The organism is Cupriavidus oxalaticus (assembly GCF_004768545.1).
GTDB classification, from domain to species: Bacteria; Pseudomonadota; Gammaproteobacteria; order Burkholderiales; family Burkholderiaceae; genus Cupriavidus; species Cupriavidus oxalaticus_A.
Genome location: NZ_CP038635.1, coordinates 2,887,728 through 2,900,988 on the forward strand (window position 1 = coordinate 2,887,728; position 13,261 = coordinate 2,900,988).

Genomic DNA, 13,261 nt, shown 5'->3' on the forward strand with positions numbered 1-13,261 from the left:
ATTATGGCTTATCAAGTAACCGTCATGCCCAGTGGCCACAAGTTCGAAGTGGCCGCGGACGAAACCATCCTCGGCGCGGCCCTGCGCCACAGCATCGGCCTGCCCTACGGCTGCAAGAACGGCGCCTGCGGCTCGTGCAAGGGCCGCGTGCTGGAAGGCACCATCGTGCAGGGCGACCACGCCCCGGCCGCGCTGACCGCGCAGGAAAAGACCGAGGGCCGCGCGCTGTTCTGCTGCGCCAACGCGTCGTCCGACATTACCATCGAATGCCGCGAAGTCCACGGCGCCGGCGACATCCCGATCAAGAAGGTGCCGTGCCGCGTGACCTCGCTGGAGCGGCTGGCCGATGACGTGATCGCCATCAAGCTGCAGCTGCCCGCGACCGAGCGCATGCAGTACCTGGCCGGCCAGTACGTGGAATTTCTGCTGCGCGACGGCAAGCGCCGCAGCTATTCGATCGCCACGCCGCCGCACGAGGACGGTCCGATCGAACTGCATATCCGCCATATGCCGGGCGGCGCCTTCACCGACTATGTCTTCGGCGCCAAGGAAGGTGCCCCGGCGATGAAGGAACGCGACATCCTGCGCTTCGAAGGCCCGCTGGGCAGCTTCTTCCTGCGCGAGGAATCGACCGCCCCGATCATCCTGCTGGCTTCCGGCACCGGCTTCGCCCCGATCAAGGCCATCGTCGAGCATGCCGCCTACACCGGCATCACGCGCCCGATGACGCTGTACTGGGGCGGCCGCCGGCCCAAGGACCTGTACATGCACGCGCTGGCCGAGCAATGGGCGCGCGACCTGCCCAACTTCAGGTACGTGCCGGTGGTATCCGACGCGCTGCCCGAAGACAATTGGCAGGGCCGCACGGGCTTCGTCCACCAGGCGGTGATCGCCGACCATCCCGACATGTCGGGCCACGAGGTCTACGCCTGCGGCGCGCCGGTGATGATCAACGCCGCGCGCGGCGACTTCACCCGCCAGTGCAAGCTGCACGAAGACGCGTTCTTCGCCGACTCGTTCACCTCCGAGGCCGACATGCACCCGGCCACGCCGGCAGCACCCGCTGCCTGACCCGCCCGGGCCGGCACGCCGTTCCGCCAGCGCAACAATGCCCGGGTCCGCCAAAATTGGTTTTGACACCCGGGCCCATGCGCCTTATATTTGCCCGCATGCATACGACCTTCAACCGACGCCGCAGCTTCCGTACGTCGCTCCCCGCTGGGGTGCCGCGCGGCTGACCGTCGACTGCGTCTGTTCAGGTCAACGAGCCACGGGCAACCCCCGTGGCTTTTTGTTTTTCCGCGCTTTTCCGCTTTTTTCCTGCTTGTCCGTCCATCGTTTAAAGCCGACCCCTGGAGTCCGCCATGGCATTTGCTGAGTTTCCCGTCCAATCCCTGATGTACATCACCAACCGGCCCGAGCTCGTCTTCACCGAAGGCAAGGGCTCCTGGCTGACGGACCACAACGGCAAGCGATACCTGGACTTTGTGCAGGGCTGGGCGGTCAACTGCCTGGGCCACTCCAACCAGGGCATGATCGACGCGCTGGTCGAGCAGTCGAAGAAGATCATCAACCCGAGCCCGGCCTTCTACAACGAGCCGATGCTGCGCCTGGCCAAACAGCTGACCGATAACAGCTGCTTCGACAAAGTCTTCTTCGCCAACAGCGGCGCCGAAGCCAACGAAGGTGCGATCAAGCTGGCGCGCAAATGGGGCCGCAAGCACAAGAACGGCGCCTACGAGATCATCACCATGGACCACAGCTTCCATGGCCGCACGCTCGCCACCATGAGCGCGTCGGGCAAGGCCGGCTGGGACACCATCTTCGCGCCGCAGGTGCCGGGCTTCCCCAAGGCCGAGCTGAACGACCTGGCCTCGGTCGAGAAGCTGATCACCGACAAGACCGTCGGCATCATGCTGGAACCGGTGCAGGGCGAAGGCGGCGTGATCCCCGCCACGCGCGAGTTCATGCAGGGCCTGCGCGCACTGGCCGACAAGCACAGGCTGCTGTTCATCGTCGATGAAGTGCAGGCCGGCTGCGGCCGCTGCGGCACGCTGTTCGCGTACGAGCTGTCGGGCGTCGAGCCGGACATCATGACGCTGGGCAAGGGCATCGGCGGCGGCGTGCCGCTGTCTGCGCTGCTGTGCAAGGCCGAAGTCGCCAGCTTCGAGGCCGGCGACCAGGGCGGCACCTACAACGGCAACCCGCTGATGACCGCGGTGGGCAGCGCAGTGATCGAGCAGCTGACCGCGCCGGGTTTCCTGGATGACGTCAAGGCCAAGGGCGAATACCTGAAGGAGCAGCTGCTGGCGCTGTCGGCCGAGTTCGGCCTGGGCGGCGAGCGTGGCGAAGGCCTGCTGCGCGCCCTGCTGCTGGACAAGGACATCGGCCCGCAACTGGTGGAAGAAGCCCGCGACATGGATCCGCAAGGCCTGCTGCTGAACGCGCCGCGCGCCAACCTGCTGCGCTTCATGCCGGCGCTGAACGTCACGCGCGAAGAGATCGACCAGATGATCGGCATGCTGCGCACGCTGCTGAAGAAGCTGGCCTGACAAAAAAGCCTCGCGTAAGCGAGGCGTGAGGGCTGCTGCAAACCTTGCACACTGGCAGGTTTGCTCCCCTCTCCCGCTTGCGGGAGAGGGGCCGGGGGTGAGGGCAGGAGCGTCAAAAGCTGATGCTCGCGGGTTTAGAACCGTTGGCTTCGCTCGGCGTGGTGCCTTGCTAGCCCGCCCCTCACCCCAACCCTCTCCCCATGAGGGGGAACACCTTGTTTAGGCCAGTTCGAGCGGCTTGGGAGCACCCAAAACCACTCGACCTTGCCGACGCCTTTACTCGCCCAGGTAGGCGGCCCGCACCTTGGGATCGTCCAGCATCTGCCTGGCGTCACCGCTCATGGTGATCAGCCCGGACTCCATCACGTAGCCGCGGTGCGCTGCCTGCAGCGCCAGGCGCGCGTTCTGCTCGACCAGCAGCACGGTCACGCCCTGCGCCGAGATATCGCGCACGACCTCGAAGATCTTGTCGACCATGATCGGCGACAAGCCCATCGACGGCTCGTCCAGCAGCAGCACCTTGGGCTGGCTCATCAGCGCGCGCGCCATCGCCAGCATCTGCTGCTCACCGCCGGACATGGTGCCCGCCAACTGGTTGGCGCGTTCCTTCAGGCGCGGGAAGATGCCGAACATGCGGTCGACGTCGGCCTTGATGCCGGCCTCGTCGTTGCGCGTGTAGGCGCCCATCTGCAGGTTCTCGGTGATGGTCATGCGCGCGAACACGCCGCGGCCTTCCGGCACCATCGCCAGCCCCTGCTTGAGCAGCGTGTAGCTGGGCACGCCCTTGATCGACTTGCCCATGTACTCCACGTCGCCGCCGGCCCAGCCCTGCAGGCCGGTGATGGCCTTCATGGTGGTGGTCTTGCCGGCGCCGTTGGCGCCGATCAGCGTGACCAGTTCGCCGTCCTGGATTTCCAGGTCGATGCCCTTGACGGCCTGGATGCCGCCGTACGCGACCTTCAGGCCGGAGATCTTCAGTACTGTCTGTTTCATTGCTGGCTGTGTCATTGCTTTCCCTCCCGCCATCAGTGCGCCGAGGTGCCGAGGTATGCCTCGATCACCGCGGGGTTGTTCTGCACCTCGTGCGGCAGGCCCTGGGCAATCACCTTGCCATAGTCCAGCACGGTCAGGCGGTTGCACAGGCCCATCACCAGCTTCACGTCGTGCTCGATCAGCAGGATGGTCTTGCCGTCGTTCTTGATCTTGTCGAGCAGGCCACGCAGCTCTACCTTCTCGGTCGCGTTCATGCCCGCGGCCGGCTCGTCCAGCGCCAGCAGCTTGGGCTCGGTCGCCAGCGCGCGGGCGATCTCCAGCCGGCGCTGGTGGCCGTACGACAGGTTGCGCGCGGTGAAGTTGGCGTACTTGCCGATGCCAACGTAGTCGAGCAGGTCATGCGCCATGTCCTCGATGCCCTCTTCCTCGCGGCGCACCGAAGGCGGCCGGAAGATCGCACCGAACAGCCCGGCCTTGGAGCGCACGTGCCGCCCCACCATCACGTTTTCCAGCGCGGTCATCTCGCCGAACAGGCGGATGTTCTGGAACGTGCGCGCGATGCCGGCCTTGGCCACCTCATGCACGGCGGTCGGCTGGTAGGGCTTGCCGCCCAGCACGAACTCGCCCGAATCCGGCGTGTACAGCCCGGTAATCACGTTGAAGAAGGTGGTCTTGCCGGCGCCGTTGGGGCCGATCAGGCCATAGATCTCGCCCGGCTTGATCTGCAGGCCCACCTCGGACAGTGCCTGCAGGCCGCCGAATCGCTTGTTGACCCCCTGTACCGACAGGAGGAAATCGTTGTTGCTCATGTTGTCCTCCTGGTCAGAAACGGCCCACGCTGCCCGCACGGCGCACCACCGGGCGGTCTTCCTTGCGCGGCGACGGCCAGATGCCTGCCGGGCGGTACAGCATGACGCCAACCAGGGCCAGGCCGAACAGCAGCTGGCGCAGGACTTCGGCATCCACAATCACATGGCCGAACAAGCCGGTCTGCATCGGCTCCGCCACCACGCGCAGCAGCTCCTGGAAGCCCACCAGCAGGACGCCGCCCAGGATCACGCCCGGGATATGGCCCATGCCGCCGAGCACCACGATGGCCAGCACGTAGATCGATTCCCACAGCGTGAACGATTCCGGCGACACGAAGCCCTGGAACGCGCCGAACACCGCGCCAGAGGCGCCGCCGAACGACGCGCCCATGGCAAAGGCCAGCAGCTTGATATTGCGGGTGTTGATGCCCATTGCCTTGGCGGCGATCTCGTCCTCGCGGATAGCGACGAAGGCCCGGCCGATGCGCGAGGTCTGCAAACGCAGGCACACGAACACGATCACGATGACCAGGAACACCAGCAGGTAGTAGTACATGAACACCGGCGTGAACTTCAGCCCGAAGATCTCGTGCGACTTGGAGAAGTCGAAGCCGAAGATATGGACCGGGTCCACCGCGGTGATGCCCTTGGGCCCGTTGGTGATGTTCACCGGACGGTCCAGGTTGTTCATGAAGATGCGGATGATTTCGCCGAAGCCCAGCGTCACGATGGCGAGGTAGTCGCCGCGCAGTTTCAGCGTCGGCGCCCCCAGCAGCACGCCGAACGTGGCGGCCACCAGGATCGCGATCGGCAACACGAACCACATCGACAAATGGATGCCGGTAGGGAACAGCTGGTGGATCCACTCGAACTGGTTCGCCAGGTGCGGCGAGCCGAGCAAAGCCATCAGGTAGGCGCCGACCGCGTAGAACGCGATATAGCCCAGGTCAAGCAGGCCGGCAAAGCCCACCACGATGTTCAGGCCCAGCGCCAGCATGATGTACAGCAGCGCAAAGTCCAGCACGCGGACCCAGTAGTTGCCGCCCAGGGTCTGGACGATGAACGGTGCGCACAGCGCGACCACCAGGAAGCCGATCAGCGCGGCCAGGGTCTTGGCCGGCACCTTCGTCGGAGCCGCGACGGCGGCCGTGGATGGAATCGGGGTATTCATGGATTCGCTCTCCTCAGGCGCGGTCCGCCACGCGTTCGCCCATGATGCCGGACGGACGGAAGACGAGCACAGTGATCAGTACGATGAAGGCGAAGACGTCCTGGTAGTTCGAGCCGAACACACCACCGGTCAGGTCGCCGATATAGCCGGCACCCAGCGCCTCGATCAGGCCCAGCAGCATGCCGCCGACCATCGCGCCGGCAAGGTTGCCGATGCCGCCCAGCACCGCGGCGGTGAACGCCTTCAGGCCCGGGATGAAGCCCATGTAGAAGTGGGCGTTGCCGTAGTTGGTGGCCATCATCACGCCGGCCAGCGCCGCCAGCGTGGCGCCGATCATGAAGGTGGCGGAGATGACAAAATTGGGGTTCACGCCCATCAGGCCGGCCACCTTCTGGTTCTCGGCGGTGGCGCGCATGGCGCGGCCGAGCTTGGTACGGTTCACCAGTGCCAGCAGGCCCGACATCACCATCACGGCCAGGCCGATGATGACCATTTCCTTTCCGGTGATGGTGGCGCCGGTTCCACCGATATCAATCGGCTCCGACGGCAGCAGTTGCGGGAAGGTCAGCGGGTTGCGCGACCAGATCAGCATGCCCATCGTCTGCAGGATGATGGACACGCCGATCGCGGTAATCAGCGGGGCCAGCCGTGGCGCATTGCGCAAGGGCCGGTAAGCGATTCGCTCGATCGAGTAAGACAGTATTGCGCAGACCGGCATCGCGACCAGGGTCGCAATGACCAGCGTCAGCCATTCGGGCAAGCCGGGGGCGAACTTCTGCAGGCCAAGAATCGCTGACAGGGCGGTCAGCGCGCCGATCATCAGGACATCGCCGTGGGCGAAGTTGATGATCCCCAGAATGCCGTAGACCATGGTGTAGCCCAGTGCGATCAGCGCATAGATGCTGCCGAGCACCAGACCGTTCACGATCTGCTGGATAAGGATATCCATGAAAACTCCTGCTTCAGTCCCTTACCTGACGGCATGGTGTGGATGCCGGGGGAGGGACATTGATGTGGTGATGGGTAAGGTTGCCGAGGTTGCGTTGCTGGTAAGCGGCCCGCCATGCTCCATCCAGGGTAAGGATGCTTCTACATTAGGCGAGGCTAAAAAGAACGGCACCGCAAAATACTCACGGTGCCGTTCGGATGGGCCGGTAAGCCCTGATTACATCTTCACGACATCAAGGACGGACTTCTTCTTGTCCTTGTACTCGTACAGCGTGATGGTGCCTTCCTTCATGTCGCCCTTCTCGTCGAAGGCGATGTTGCCGATCACGCCCTTGTAGTTGGTCTTGGGCATTTCGGCCAGGATGGCAGCCGGTTCGGTCGAGTTGGCGCGCTTCATGGCGTCGACGATGACCATCACCGCGTCATAGGTGAACGGCGCGTAGATCTGCACCGGCGCGTTGAAGCGTGCCTGGTAGCGCTTGGAGAAGTCCGCGCCCTGCTCCATCTTCGACAGGGCCAGGCCGGCCTCGGAGCAGATGATGTTGGTCACGGCATCGCCGGCCAGCTCGGCCACCTTGTCGGTACAGACGCCGTCGCCGCCGACGATCTTGGCGCCGATGCCCAGTTCCTTGGCTTGCTTGGCGAACGGGCCGCCGGTGGCGTCCATGCCGCCGTACATGATCACGTCAGGCTTCTTGCCCTTGATCTTGGTGAGAATGGCCTTGAAGTCGGTAGCCTTGTCGTTGGTGGCCTCGCGTGCCACCACGTTCACGCCGGCCGCCTTGGCGGTCTTCTCGAACTCGTCGGCCAGGCCCTTGCCGTAGGCGGTGGCGTCGTCGACGATCGCCACGCTCTTGGCATGGAGGGTCTTGCTGGCATAGTTGGCCAGTGCCGGGCCCTGCTGTGCGTCGGTGGCCACCACGCGATAGGTGGTCTTGAAGCCCTGCTTGGTGTAGTCCGGGTTGGTGGACGACGGCGAGATCTGCACGATGCCGGCATCGCTATAGATCTTGGAGGCCGGGATCGACGTGCCCGAGTTCAGGTGGCCGACCACGGCCACGACCTTGGCGTCGACCAGCTTCTGTGCCACCGAGGTGCCAGTCTTCGGATCGGCGGCATCGTCTTCGCCGACCAGTTCCAGCTTGATCTTCTTGCCACCGACCTCGAGGCCGGCCTTGTTGACTTCTTCCACGGCCAGGCGGGCGCCGTTTTCGTTGTCCTTGCCAAGGTGCGCGATACCGCCGGTCAGCGGGGCCGCGTGGCCGATCTTGACGACGGTCTCGCCACCGCCCGCGGCAGGGGCTGCTGCGGCCGGCGCCGAAGAGGCCGCATCCGCCGGCTTCTCTTCCTTCTTGCCGCAAGCTGCTACCAGCGCCACTGCGGCCGCGATCGGCAGAATCTTGGCAAACGTGATTTGCATGAGTGATCTCCTAGGATTCACAAAAACAGGGATTTGCAACGCCTCCCGGACGTTTCCCTGGACCGCCTTTGTTTAGTTTCAATTTGAAACGCGCGCATTGTATCCCCTTTCTTTGCAGATGCAATACGCGACGCAACAAGTCGACCGATTTACCCTGCAAATGAGCTAGGGAATTTCCCCAATGCACAAATTGGGGCAATTCCCGCTCACATGGCGGGGCCGTCCCACATACTTACAAGAATCGTGCCTGCACCGCCTGGCGGGCGGCATTAGGCGCGGGCTGCGCCACTATAATAGGCCTTAATTAATTAGGCATTTCATTTCAAATGCGGCGCACCAATCTCTAATGTGCAGAATGTAGCGCCGCACCATAATAGGGAAAACCCCAGTTACGGGGATTACCCCTATTTGTCTGTTCGCCAAACACGCGGGTTATACATGCACCGATCGCATTGCACCGATAATGTGCATTGCGCGTCATAAGCCCATGAATCGCGACCGCGCAGGCAAGCGCAAAAAAAAAGCGCCGCATTGCGCGGCGCTTTTGTCATCGGCGTATCGAGGTGCGGGCCGGCCCGCTGCCGTTCAGGCGGCGACGCTGGCCGGCATCAAGCCGCGCGGCAGCGGGAACGCCATGTTTTCCTCGATGCCCTCCAGTGCCCGCACCTGGCGCGCACCGAGCGCGCGCAGGCGATCGACGATCGACTGCGCCAGCGCCTCGGGCGCCGAGGCCCCGGCGGTCAGGCCGATGCGGCGCTTGCCGGCGATCCATTCCGGGCGCACCTGCTCCGGCGCATCGACCATATAGGCCGGCACGCCCAGGCGCTGCGCCAGTTCGCGCAGGCGGTTGGAGTTGGAGCTGTTGGGGCTGCCGACCACGATCACCACCTCGACCTGCGGCGCCATGAACTTGACCGCGTCCTGGCGGTTCTGCGTGGCATAGCAGATATCCTGCTTCTTCGGCTCTCGGATCTGCGGATAGCGCGCCTTCAGCGCGGCGACGATCTCGCGGGTCTCGTCCACCGACAGCGTGGTCTGGGTCACGAAGGCAAGCCGCGCCGGGTCCGCGATCTGCAGCCTGGCGACGTCGTCGGCCGTCTCGACCAGCACCATGCCGCTGTTGGCCTGGCCCATGGTGCCTTCGACCTCCGGGTGGCCGCGATGGCCGATCATTACGATCTCGCAGCCTTCCGCGCGCATCTTGCTGACTTCGACATGCACCTTGGTCACCAGCGGGCAGGTTGCGTCGAACACGTGCAGGCCGCGCTTGGCGGCGTCCTCGCGCACTTCGCGCGACACGCCGTGCGCACTGAAGATGACGGTGGCGCCGGCGGGCACCTCGTCCAGCTCGCGCACGAACACCGCGCCCTTGCTGCGCAGGTCCGCCACCACGTAGGCGTTGTGCACGATTTCATGGCGCACGTAGATCGGCGCGCCGAAGCGCGCGAGCGCGCGCTCGACGATCTCGATGGCACGATCCACGCCTGCGCAGAAGCCGCGCGGCTGGGCCATCAGGATCTCGGCGTCGGGTGCGGTGGTCAGGTCAGGCATGCTGCGTGTCTGGACAGGAGTCGGCACGTTGGCGCAATCAGAGGATGCCGATCAGCTGCACGTCGAACAGGATGGTCTGCCCGGCCAGCGGATGGTTGAAGTCGAACAGCGCCGCGGTCTCGCCGATTTCCTTCAGCACGCCCGCGTACTTGCCGCCGCCGGGCGCGTTGAACTCGACCAGGTCGCCCGGGCTGTAGTCTTCCTCGAACGAGCTGTTCTCGCGCAGCGTGGCCAGCGACACCCACTGCAGCAGTTCGGGATTGCGCGGCCCGAACGCGTGCTCCGGAGCGAGACGGTAAGTCATGCGCTCGCCTTCCGGCATGCCCCGCAGCGCCTGCTCCAGCGTGGGCGCGAGCTGGCCCTGGCCGAGCAGCAGCGTGGCGGGCTTGTCGTCGAAGGTGCTGACGACCTCGGTGCCGTTCTCTAGCGAGATGCTGTAGTGCAGGGTCAGGAAAGAGTCGGCCAGGACAGTCTTGCGGCCAGCCGTGCCGCCGTCGGCTTCCGACGCGAAAGTTTGCAAATTCATGGGTGATCAACCGAGGAACAACCCGTATTGTATTCGACTGGCCCATCGCTCGCCGTGCCGAAGCGTATACCCCTTCTACCCTTCCAGTCTCCGGCCGGCGGTCCAAACCCTGAACGCCCATGACCATAGCCAATTGGCCCGCCTGCGAGCGGCCGCGCGAAAAACTGCTGGAATGCGGCGCCGCCGCCCTGTCAGACGCCGAACTGCTGGCGGTGTTCCTGCGCATCGGCGCGGCTGGCAAAAGTGCCGTCGACCTCGCCCGCGAGTTGTTGCACCGCTTCGGCTCGCTGACCGCCCTGTTCGCGTCCGAACCCGGCGCGCTGGCTGGCATCAAGGGCATGGGCGTTGCCAAATACGCACAGCTGCAGGCCATCCCCGAACTGGCGCGCCGCGCGCTGGCCGAATCACTAAGGCTGCCGACCGGCTTCGACTCGCGCGCGGCGGTGCACAACTACCTGCGCCTGACGCTGGCATCGCTGCCGCACGAAGTCTTCCTGTGCCTGTTCCTCGATCCGCGCAACCGCATGATTGCCTGCGAAGAACTGTTCCGGGGCACCCTGACGCGCACTGCGGTGTATCCGCGCGAGGTCGCGCGCCAGGCGCTGGTGCATAATGCGGCGGGCGTGATCGTGGCGCACAACCATCCTTCCGGCACCACCGCGCCCAGCCAGAGCGACGTGCACCTGACTCGCGAGCTGGCAAGGACGCTCGAACTCATCGACGTGCATCTGCTCGACCATTTCATCGTGGCCGGCCAGGAAATCCGTTCGCTGGCTGACGGTTGCGAATGCCTGCCGGGACTGTGACGCCTGCGGCACAGTGCTGGACGAGACACAACACATGCTGCCGTCATCGTACGGCAGGCATTGATTCGCCGGAGGATTCCGGTCTATAATTTACGTTTCACTGAAGTCCCAACCGCTGCAGTCCGGGCCCGCGCGCCTTTTGTTGATCTGTTGCGAACATTGTCCACGAATAAGATTTAGGAGTGCTTCATGGCACGCGTCTGTCAAGTGACCGGGAAAGCGCCGATGGTCGGCAACAACGTTTCCCACGCAAACAACAAGACCAAGCGCCGTTTTCTGCCCAACCTGCAGAATCGTCGTTTCTTCGTTGAATCCGAAAACCGCTGGGTGAGCCTGCGCGTCTCGAACGCCGGCCTGCGCCTGATCGACAAGAAAGGCATCGACTCCGTGCTCGCAGACCTGCGCGCACGCGGCGAAGTCTAATTAGGAGCACATCATGGCAAGCAAGGGCGGCCGCGACAAGATCAAGCTGGAATCGACCGCAGGCACGGGTCACTTCTACACCACGACCAAGAACAAGCGCACCATGCCGGAGAAGATGGAGATCATGAAGTTCGATCCCGTCGCTCGCAAGCACGTCGCTTACAAGGAAACCAAGATCAAGTAATTGATCCGGTATCCCGACAAGAAGCCCCGCCCGGTTGCGGGGCTTTTTGTTGCCCACTCGTTCTGCTTACGGCGCTCCACGCGCGACGTTGGCGCCCGCAGAAGGCAGGAAGCGCGCCGTTCGGCACACCGCGGCCGGTGCCGCGCCCTTCCGGCGCGATCACCGCCCAATCCCGCCCGGTGCACTGGTGCACGGTATGGCGCGCACGGTGTAGACTTTGCCGTTTCCCCCATCCGCCTGGCGCCCTGCGGCGCTCTCTCCGCACCATGAATTTCGATGTCGCCATCGTCGGCAGCGGTCTGGCCGGCCTTACGGTCGCGCTGCAACTGGCCGACACCCACCGGGTTGTCATTCTCAGCAAGCGCGCCATGACACAGGGCGCCAGCGACTGGGCACAAGGCGGCATCGCCGCCGTGCTGGATTCCGGCGACAGCCATGACGAGCACACGCAGGACACGCTCGTTGCCGGCGCAGGACTGTGCGACGAAGAGGCAACCCGCTTTATCGTGGAGCACGGGCGCGAGGCGATCCAGTGGCTGATCGACCGCGGCGTGCCATTCACGCGCGACGAGCAGGCCGAACTGGGCTTCCACCTGACCCGCGAAGGCGGCCACAGCCGCCGGCGCATCATCCATGCGGCCGATGCCACCGGACACGCGGTGGTCAGCACGCTGCTGCAGCAGGCCACGCAGCATCCGAACATCACCATCCTGGAAGACCATTTCGCGATCGACCTGATCACGTCACGCAAGCTGGGACTCCCGGGCAACCGGTGCTATGGCCTTTACGTGCTCGACGACAATACCGGCGCGGTACACACCCTCACCGCCACGCATACGGTGCTGGCCGCGGGCGGCGCGGGCAAGGTCTACCTGTACACCACCAACCCCGACACCGCCACCGGCGATGGCATCGCCATGGCGTGGCGCGCGGGCTGCCGGGTGTCGAACATGGAATTCATCCAGTTCCACCCGACCTGCCTGTACCACCCCTATGCCAAGTCGTTCCTGATTTCCGAGGCGGTGCGCGGCGAAGGCGGGCTGCTCAAGCTGCCCGACGGCACCCGCTTCATGCCCGAGCACGATGAGCGTGCCGAGCTGGCGCCGCGCGACGTGGTCGCGCGCGCCATTGACTTCGAGATGAAGAAGCGCGGCCTGGACTGCGTCTACCTGGACATCAGCCACCAGCCCGAAGCCTTCCTGAAGGAACACTTCCCGACGATCTACGCGCGCTGCCTGGAACTGGGCATCGACATCACGCGCGAGCCGATCCCGGTGGTGCCGGCCGCGCACTACACCTGCGGCGGCGTTGTCACCGATACCGCGGGCCGCACCGATATCGGCAACCTGTATGCAGTGGGCGAGTCTGCCTGCACCGGCCTGCACGGCGCCAACCGGCTGGCCTCCAACTCGCTGCTCGAATGCATGGTGATCGGCCGCGCCGCGGCGGAAGACATCGCCTCGAAGGACAAGGCCGGCGCACCCAATATCACGCTGCCGGCGTGGGACGAAAGCCGCGTGTCCGATGCCGACGAGGAAGTCGTGGTGTCCCACAACTGGGATGAACTGCGCCGCATGATGTGGAACTACGTCGGCATCGTGCGCACCAGCAAGCGGCTGGAACGCGCGCAGCACCGCATCGGCCTGCTGCGCGAGGAAATCGCCGAGTACTACGCGAATTTCCGCGTCACGCGCGACCTGCTGGAGCTGCGCAACCTGGTGGAGGTGGCCTCGCTGATCGTTGACAGCGCGTACTCGCGGCATGAAAGCCGCGGACTGCATTTCAGCCGGGACTATCCGGATTCGCTGCCGAAGGCCCTGCCTACGGTGATGCAACCGCCCGCCGTGCGCAAGCGCTGAGCGCCGCGCAGCAATAAAA

At 64.6% G+C, this 13,261-nt stretch carries 13 protein-coding genes; 6 read left to right on the forward strand and 7 right to left on the reverse strand.

Annotated features, from left to right (window positions below):
* The first annotated feature begins 3 nt into the window (after positions 1-3).
* Both E0W60_RS24190 and E0W60_RS24195 read left to right on the forward strand, forming a co-directional pair.
* A complete protein-coding gene (locus tag E0W60_RS24190; protein WP_135705864.1) occupies positions 4-1,071 on the forward strand; it encodes a CDP-6-deoxy-delta-3,4-glucoseen reductase in 1,068 nt (355 codons plus the stop codon).
* 293 nt (positions 1,072-1,364) lie between these two features.
* Entirely contained in the window at positions 1,365-2,552 is a 1,188-nt protein-coding gene (locus tag E0W60_RS24195; RefSeq protein WP_133092207.1) for an acetylornithine transaminase, read from the forward strand.
* A gap of 276 nt (positions 2,553-2,828) precedes the next feature.
* Here the strand turns inward: E0W60_RS24195 and E0W60_RS24200 are convergent, their stop codons facing one another.
* The 7 genes from E0W60_RS24200 to E0W60_RS24230 form a co-directional block, all read right to left on the reverse strand.
* Positions 2,829-3,545, reverse strand: coding sequence for an ABC transporter ATP-binding protein (locus E0W60_RS24200; RefSeq protein ID WP_133092208.1), 717 nt, complete (start codon positions 3,543-3,545; stop codon positions 2,829-2,831).
* Between the two features lie 32 nt (positions 3,546-3,577).
* Positions 3,578-4,354, reverse strand: a complete 777-nt coding sequence (locus E0W60_RS24205; protein ID WP_133092209.1) for an ABC transporter ATP-binding protein — start codon at positions 4,352-4,354, stop codon at positions 3,578-3,580.
* A gap of 13 nt (positions 4,355-4,367) precedes the next feature.
* Positions 4,368-5,525 (reverse strand): ABC transporter permease subunit, encoded by a 1,158-nt coding sequence (locus E0W60_RS24210; protein WP_133092210.1) that lies wholly within the window; start codon positions 5,523-5,525, stop codon positions 4,368-4,370.
* Between the two features lie 13 nt (positions 5,526-5,538).
* Positions 5,539-6,474 (reverse strand): branched-chain amino acid ABC transporter permease, encoded by a 936-nt coding sequence (locus E0W60_RS24215; RefSeq protein WP_135705865.1) that lies wholly within the window; start codon positions 6,472-6,474, stop codon positions 5,539-5,541.
* Between the two features lie 216 nt (positions 6,475-6,690).
* Positions 6,691-7,893 carry a branched-chain amino acid ABC transporter substrate-binding protein gene (locus tag E0W60_RS24220; RefSeq protein ID WP_133092212.1) on the reverse strand — a complete coding sequence of 401 codons (1,203 nt, stop codon included), beginning with the start codon at positions 7,891-7,893 and terminating at the stop codon, positions 6,691-6,693.
* A gap of 585 nt (positions 7,894-8,478) precedes the next feature.
* The gene (gene ispH / locus E0W60_RS24225) at positions 8,479-9,444 is read right to left on the reverse strand and encodes a 4-hydroxy-3-methylbut-2-enyl diphosphate reductase (RefSeq protein WP_133092213.1); all 966 of its coding nucleotides are present in this window, start codon (positions 9,442-9,444) and stop codon (positions 8,479-8,481) included.
* Positions 9,445-9,481: 37 nt separating this feature from the next.
* The gene (locus E0W60_RS24230; RefSeq protein WP_135705866.1) at positions 9,482-9,970 is read right to left on the reverse strand and encodes an FKBP-type peptidyl-prolyl cis-trans isomerase; all 489 of its coding nucleotides are present in this window, start codon (positions 9,968-9,970) and stop codon (positions 9,482-9,484) included.
* Positions 9,971-10,089: 119 nt separating this feature from the next.
* On the opposite strand from E0W60_RS24230, the gene radC reads away from it, so the two are divergent.
* The 4 genes from radC (at position 10,090) to nadB (ending at position 13,242) form a co-directional block, all read left to right on the forward strand.
* Positions 10,090-10,776 carry a RadC family protein gene (gene radC / locus E0W60_RS24235; protein ID WP_133092215.1) on the forward strand — a complete coding sequence of 229 codons (687 nt, stop codon included), beginning with the start codon at positions 10,090-10,092 and terminating at the stop codon, positions 10,774-10,776.
* A gap of 189 nt (positions 10,777-10,965) precedes the next feature.
* Positions 10,966-11,199, forward strand: a complete 234-nt coding sequence (gene rpmB / locus E0W60_RS24240) for a 50S ribosomal protein L28 (protein ID WP_006575661.1) — start codon at positions 10,966-10,968, stop codon at positions 11,197-11,199.
* A 13-nt stretch (positions 11,200-11,212) separates the two neighbouring features.
* Complete coding sequence (gene rpmG, locus E0W60_RS24245) at positions 11,213-11,383, forward strand: 50S ribosomal protein L33 (RefSeq protein ID WP_010814980.1); 171 nt, start codon at positions 11,213-11,215, stop codon at positions 11,381-11,383.
* 266 nt (positions 11,384-11,649) lie between these two features.
* Positions 11,650-13,242: an L-aspartate oxidase gene (nadB, locus tag E0W60_RS24250; RefSeq protein WP_135705867.1), complete on the forward strand. Its 1,593-nt coding sequence runs from the start codon at positions 11,650-11,652 to the stop codon at positions 13,240-13,242.
* The last annotated feature ends 19 nt before the right edge of the window (positions 13,243-13,261 follow it).

Coding starts and splice junctions, on each gene's coding strand:
- E0W60_RS24190 (WP_135705864.1), top strand. CDS start 4: ATGGCTTATCAAGTAACCGTCATGCCCAGTGGCCACAAGTTCGAAGTG.
- E0W60_RS24215 (WP_135705865.1), bottom strand. CDS start 6,474: ATGGATATCCTTATCCAGCAGATCGTGAACGGTCTGGTGCTCGGCAGC.
- E0W60_RS24205 (WP_133092209.1), bottom strand. CDS start 4,354: ATGAGCAACAACGATTTCCTCCTGTCGGTACAGGGGGTCAACAAGCGA.
- E0W60_RS24210 (WP_133092210.1), bottom strand. CDS start 5,525: ATGAATACCCCGATTCCATCCACGGCCGCCGTCGCGGCTCCGACGAAG.
- ispH (WP_133092213.1), bottom strand. CDS start 9,444: ATGCCTGACCTGACCACCGCACCCGACGCCGAGATCCTGATGGCCCAG.
- E0W60_RS24220 (WP_133092212.1), bottom strand. CDS start 7,893: ATGCAAATCACGTTTGCCAAGATTCTGCCGATCGCGGCCGCAGTGGCG.
- nadB (WP_135705867.1), top strand. CDS start 11,650: ATGAATTTCGATGTCGCCATCGTCGGCAGCGGTCTGGCCGGCCTTACG.
- rpmB (WP_006575661.1), top strand. CDS start 10,966: ATGGCACGCGTCTGTCAAGTGACCGGGAAAGCGCCGATGGTCGGCAAC.
- radC (WP_133092215.1), top strand. CDS start 10,090: ATGACCATAGCCAATTGGCCCGCCTGCGAGCGGCCGCGCGAAAAACTG.
- E0W60_RS24200 (WP_133092208.1), bottom strand. CDS start 3,545: ATGAAACAGACAGTACTGAAGATCTCCGGCCTGAAGGTCGCGTACGGC.
- E0W60_RS24230 (WP_135705866.1), bottom strand. CDS start 9,970: ATGAATTTGCAAACTTTCGCGTCGGAAGCCGACGGCGGCACGGCTGGC.
- E0W60_RS24195 (WP_133092207.1), top strand. CDS start 1,365: ATGGCATTTGCTGAGTTTCCCGTCCAATCCCTGATGTACATCACCAAC.
- rpmG (WP_010814980.1), top strand. CDS start 11,213: ATGGCAAGCAAGGGCGGCCGCGACAAGATCAAGCTGGAATCGACCGCA.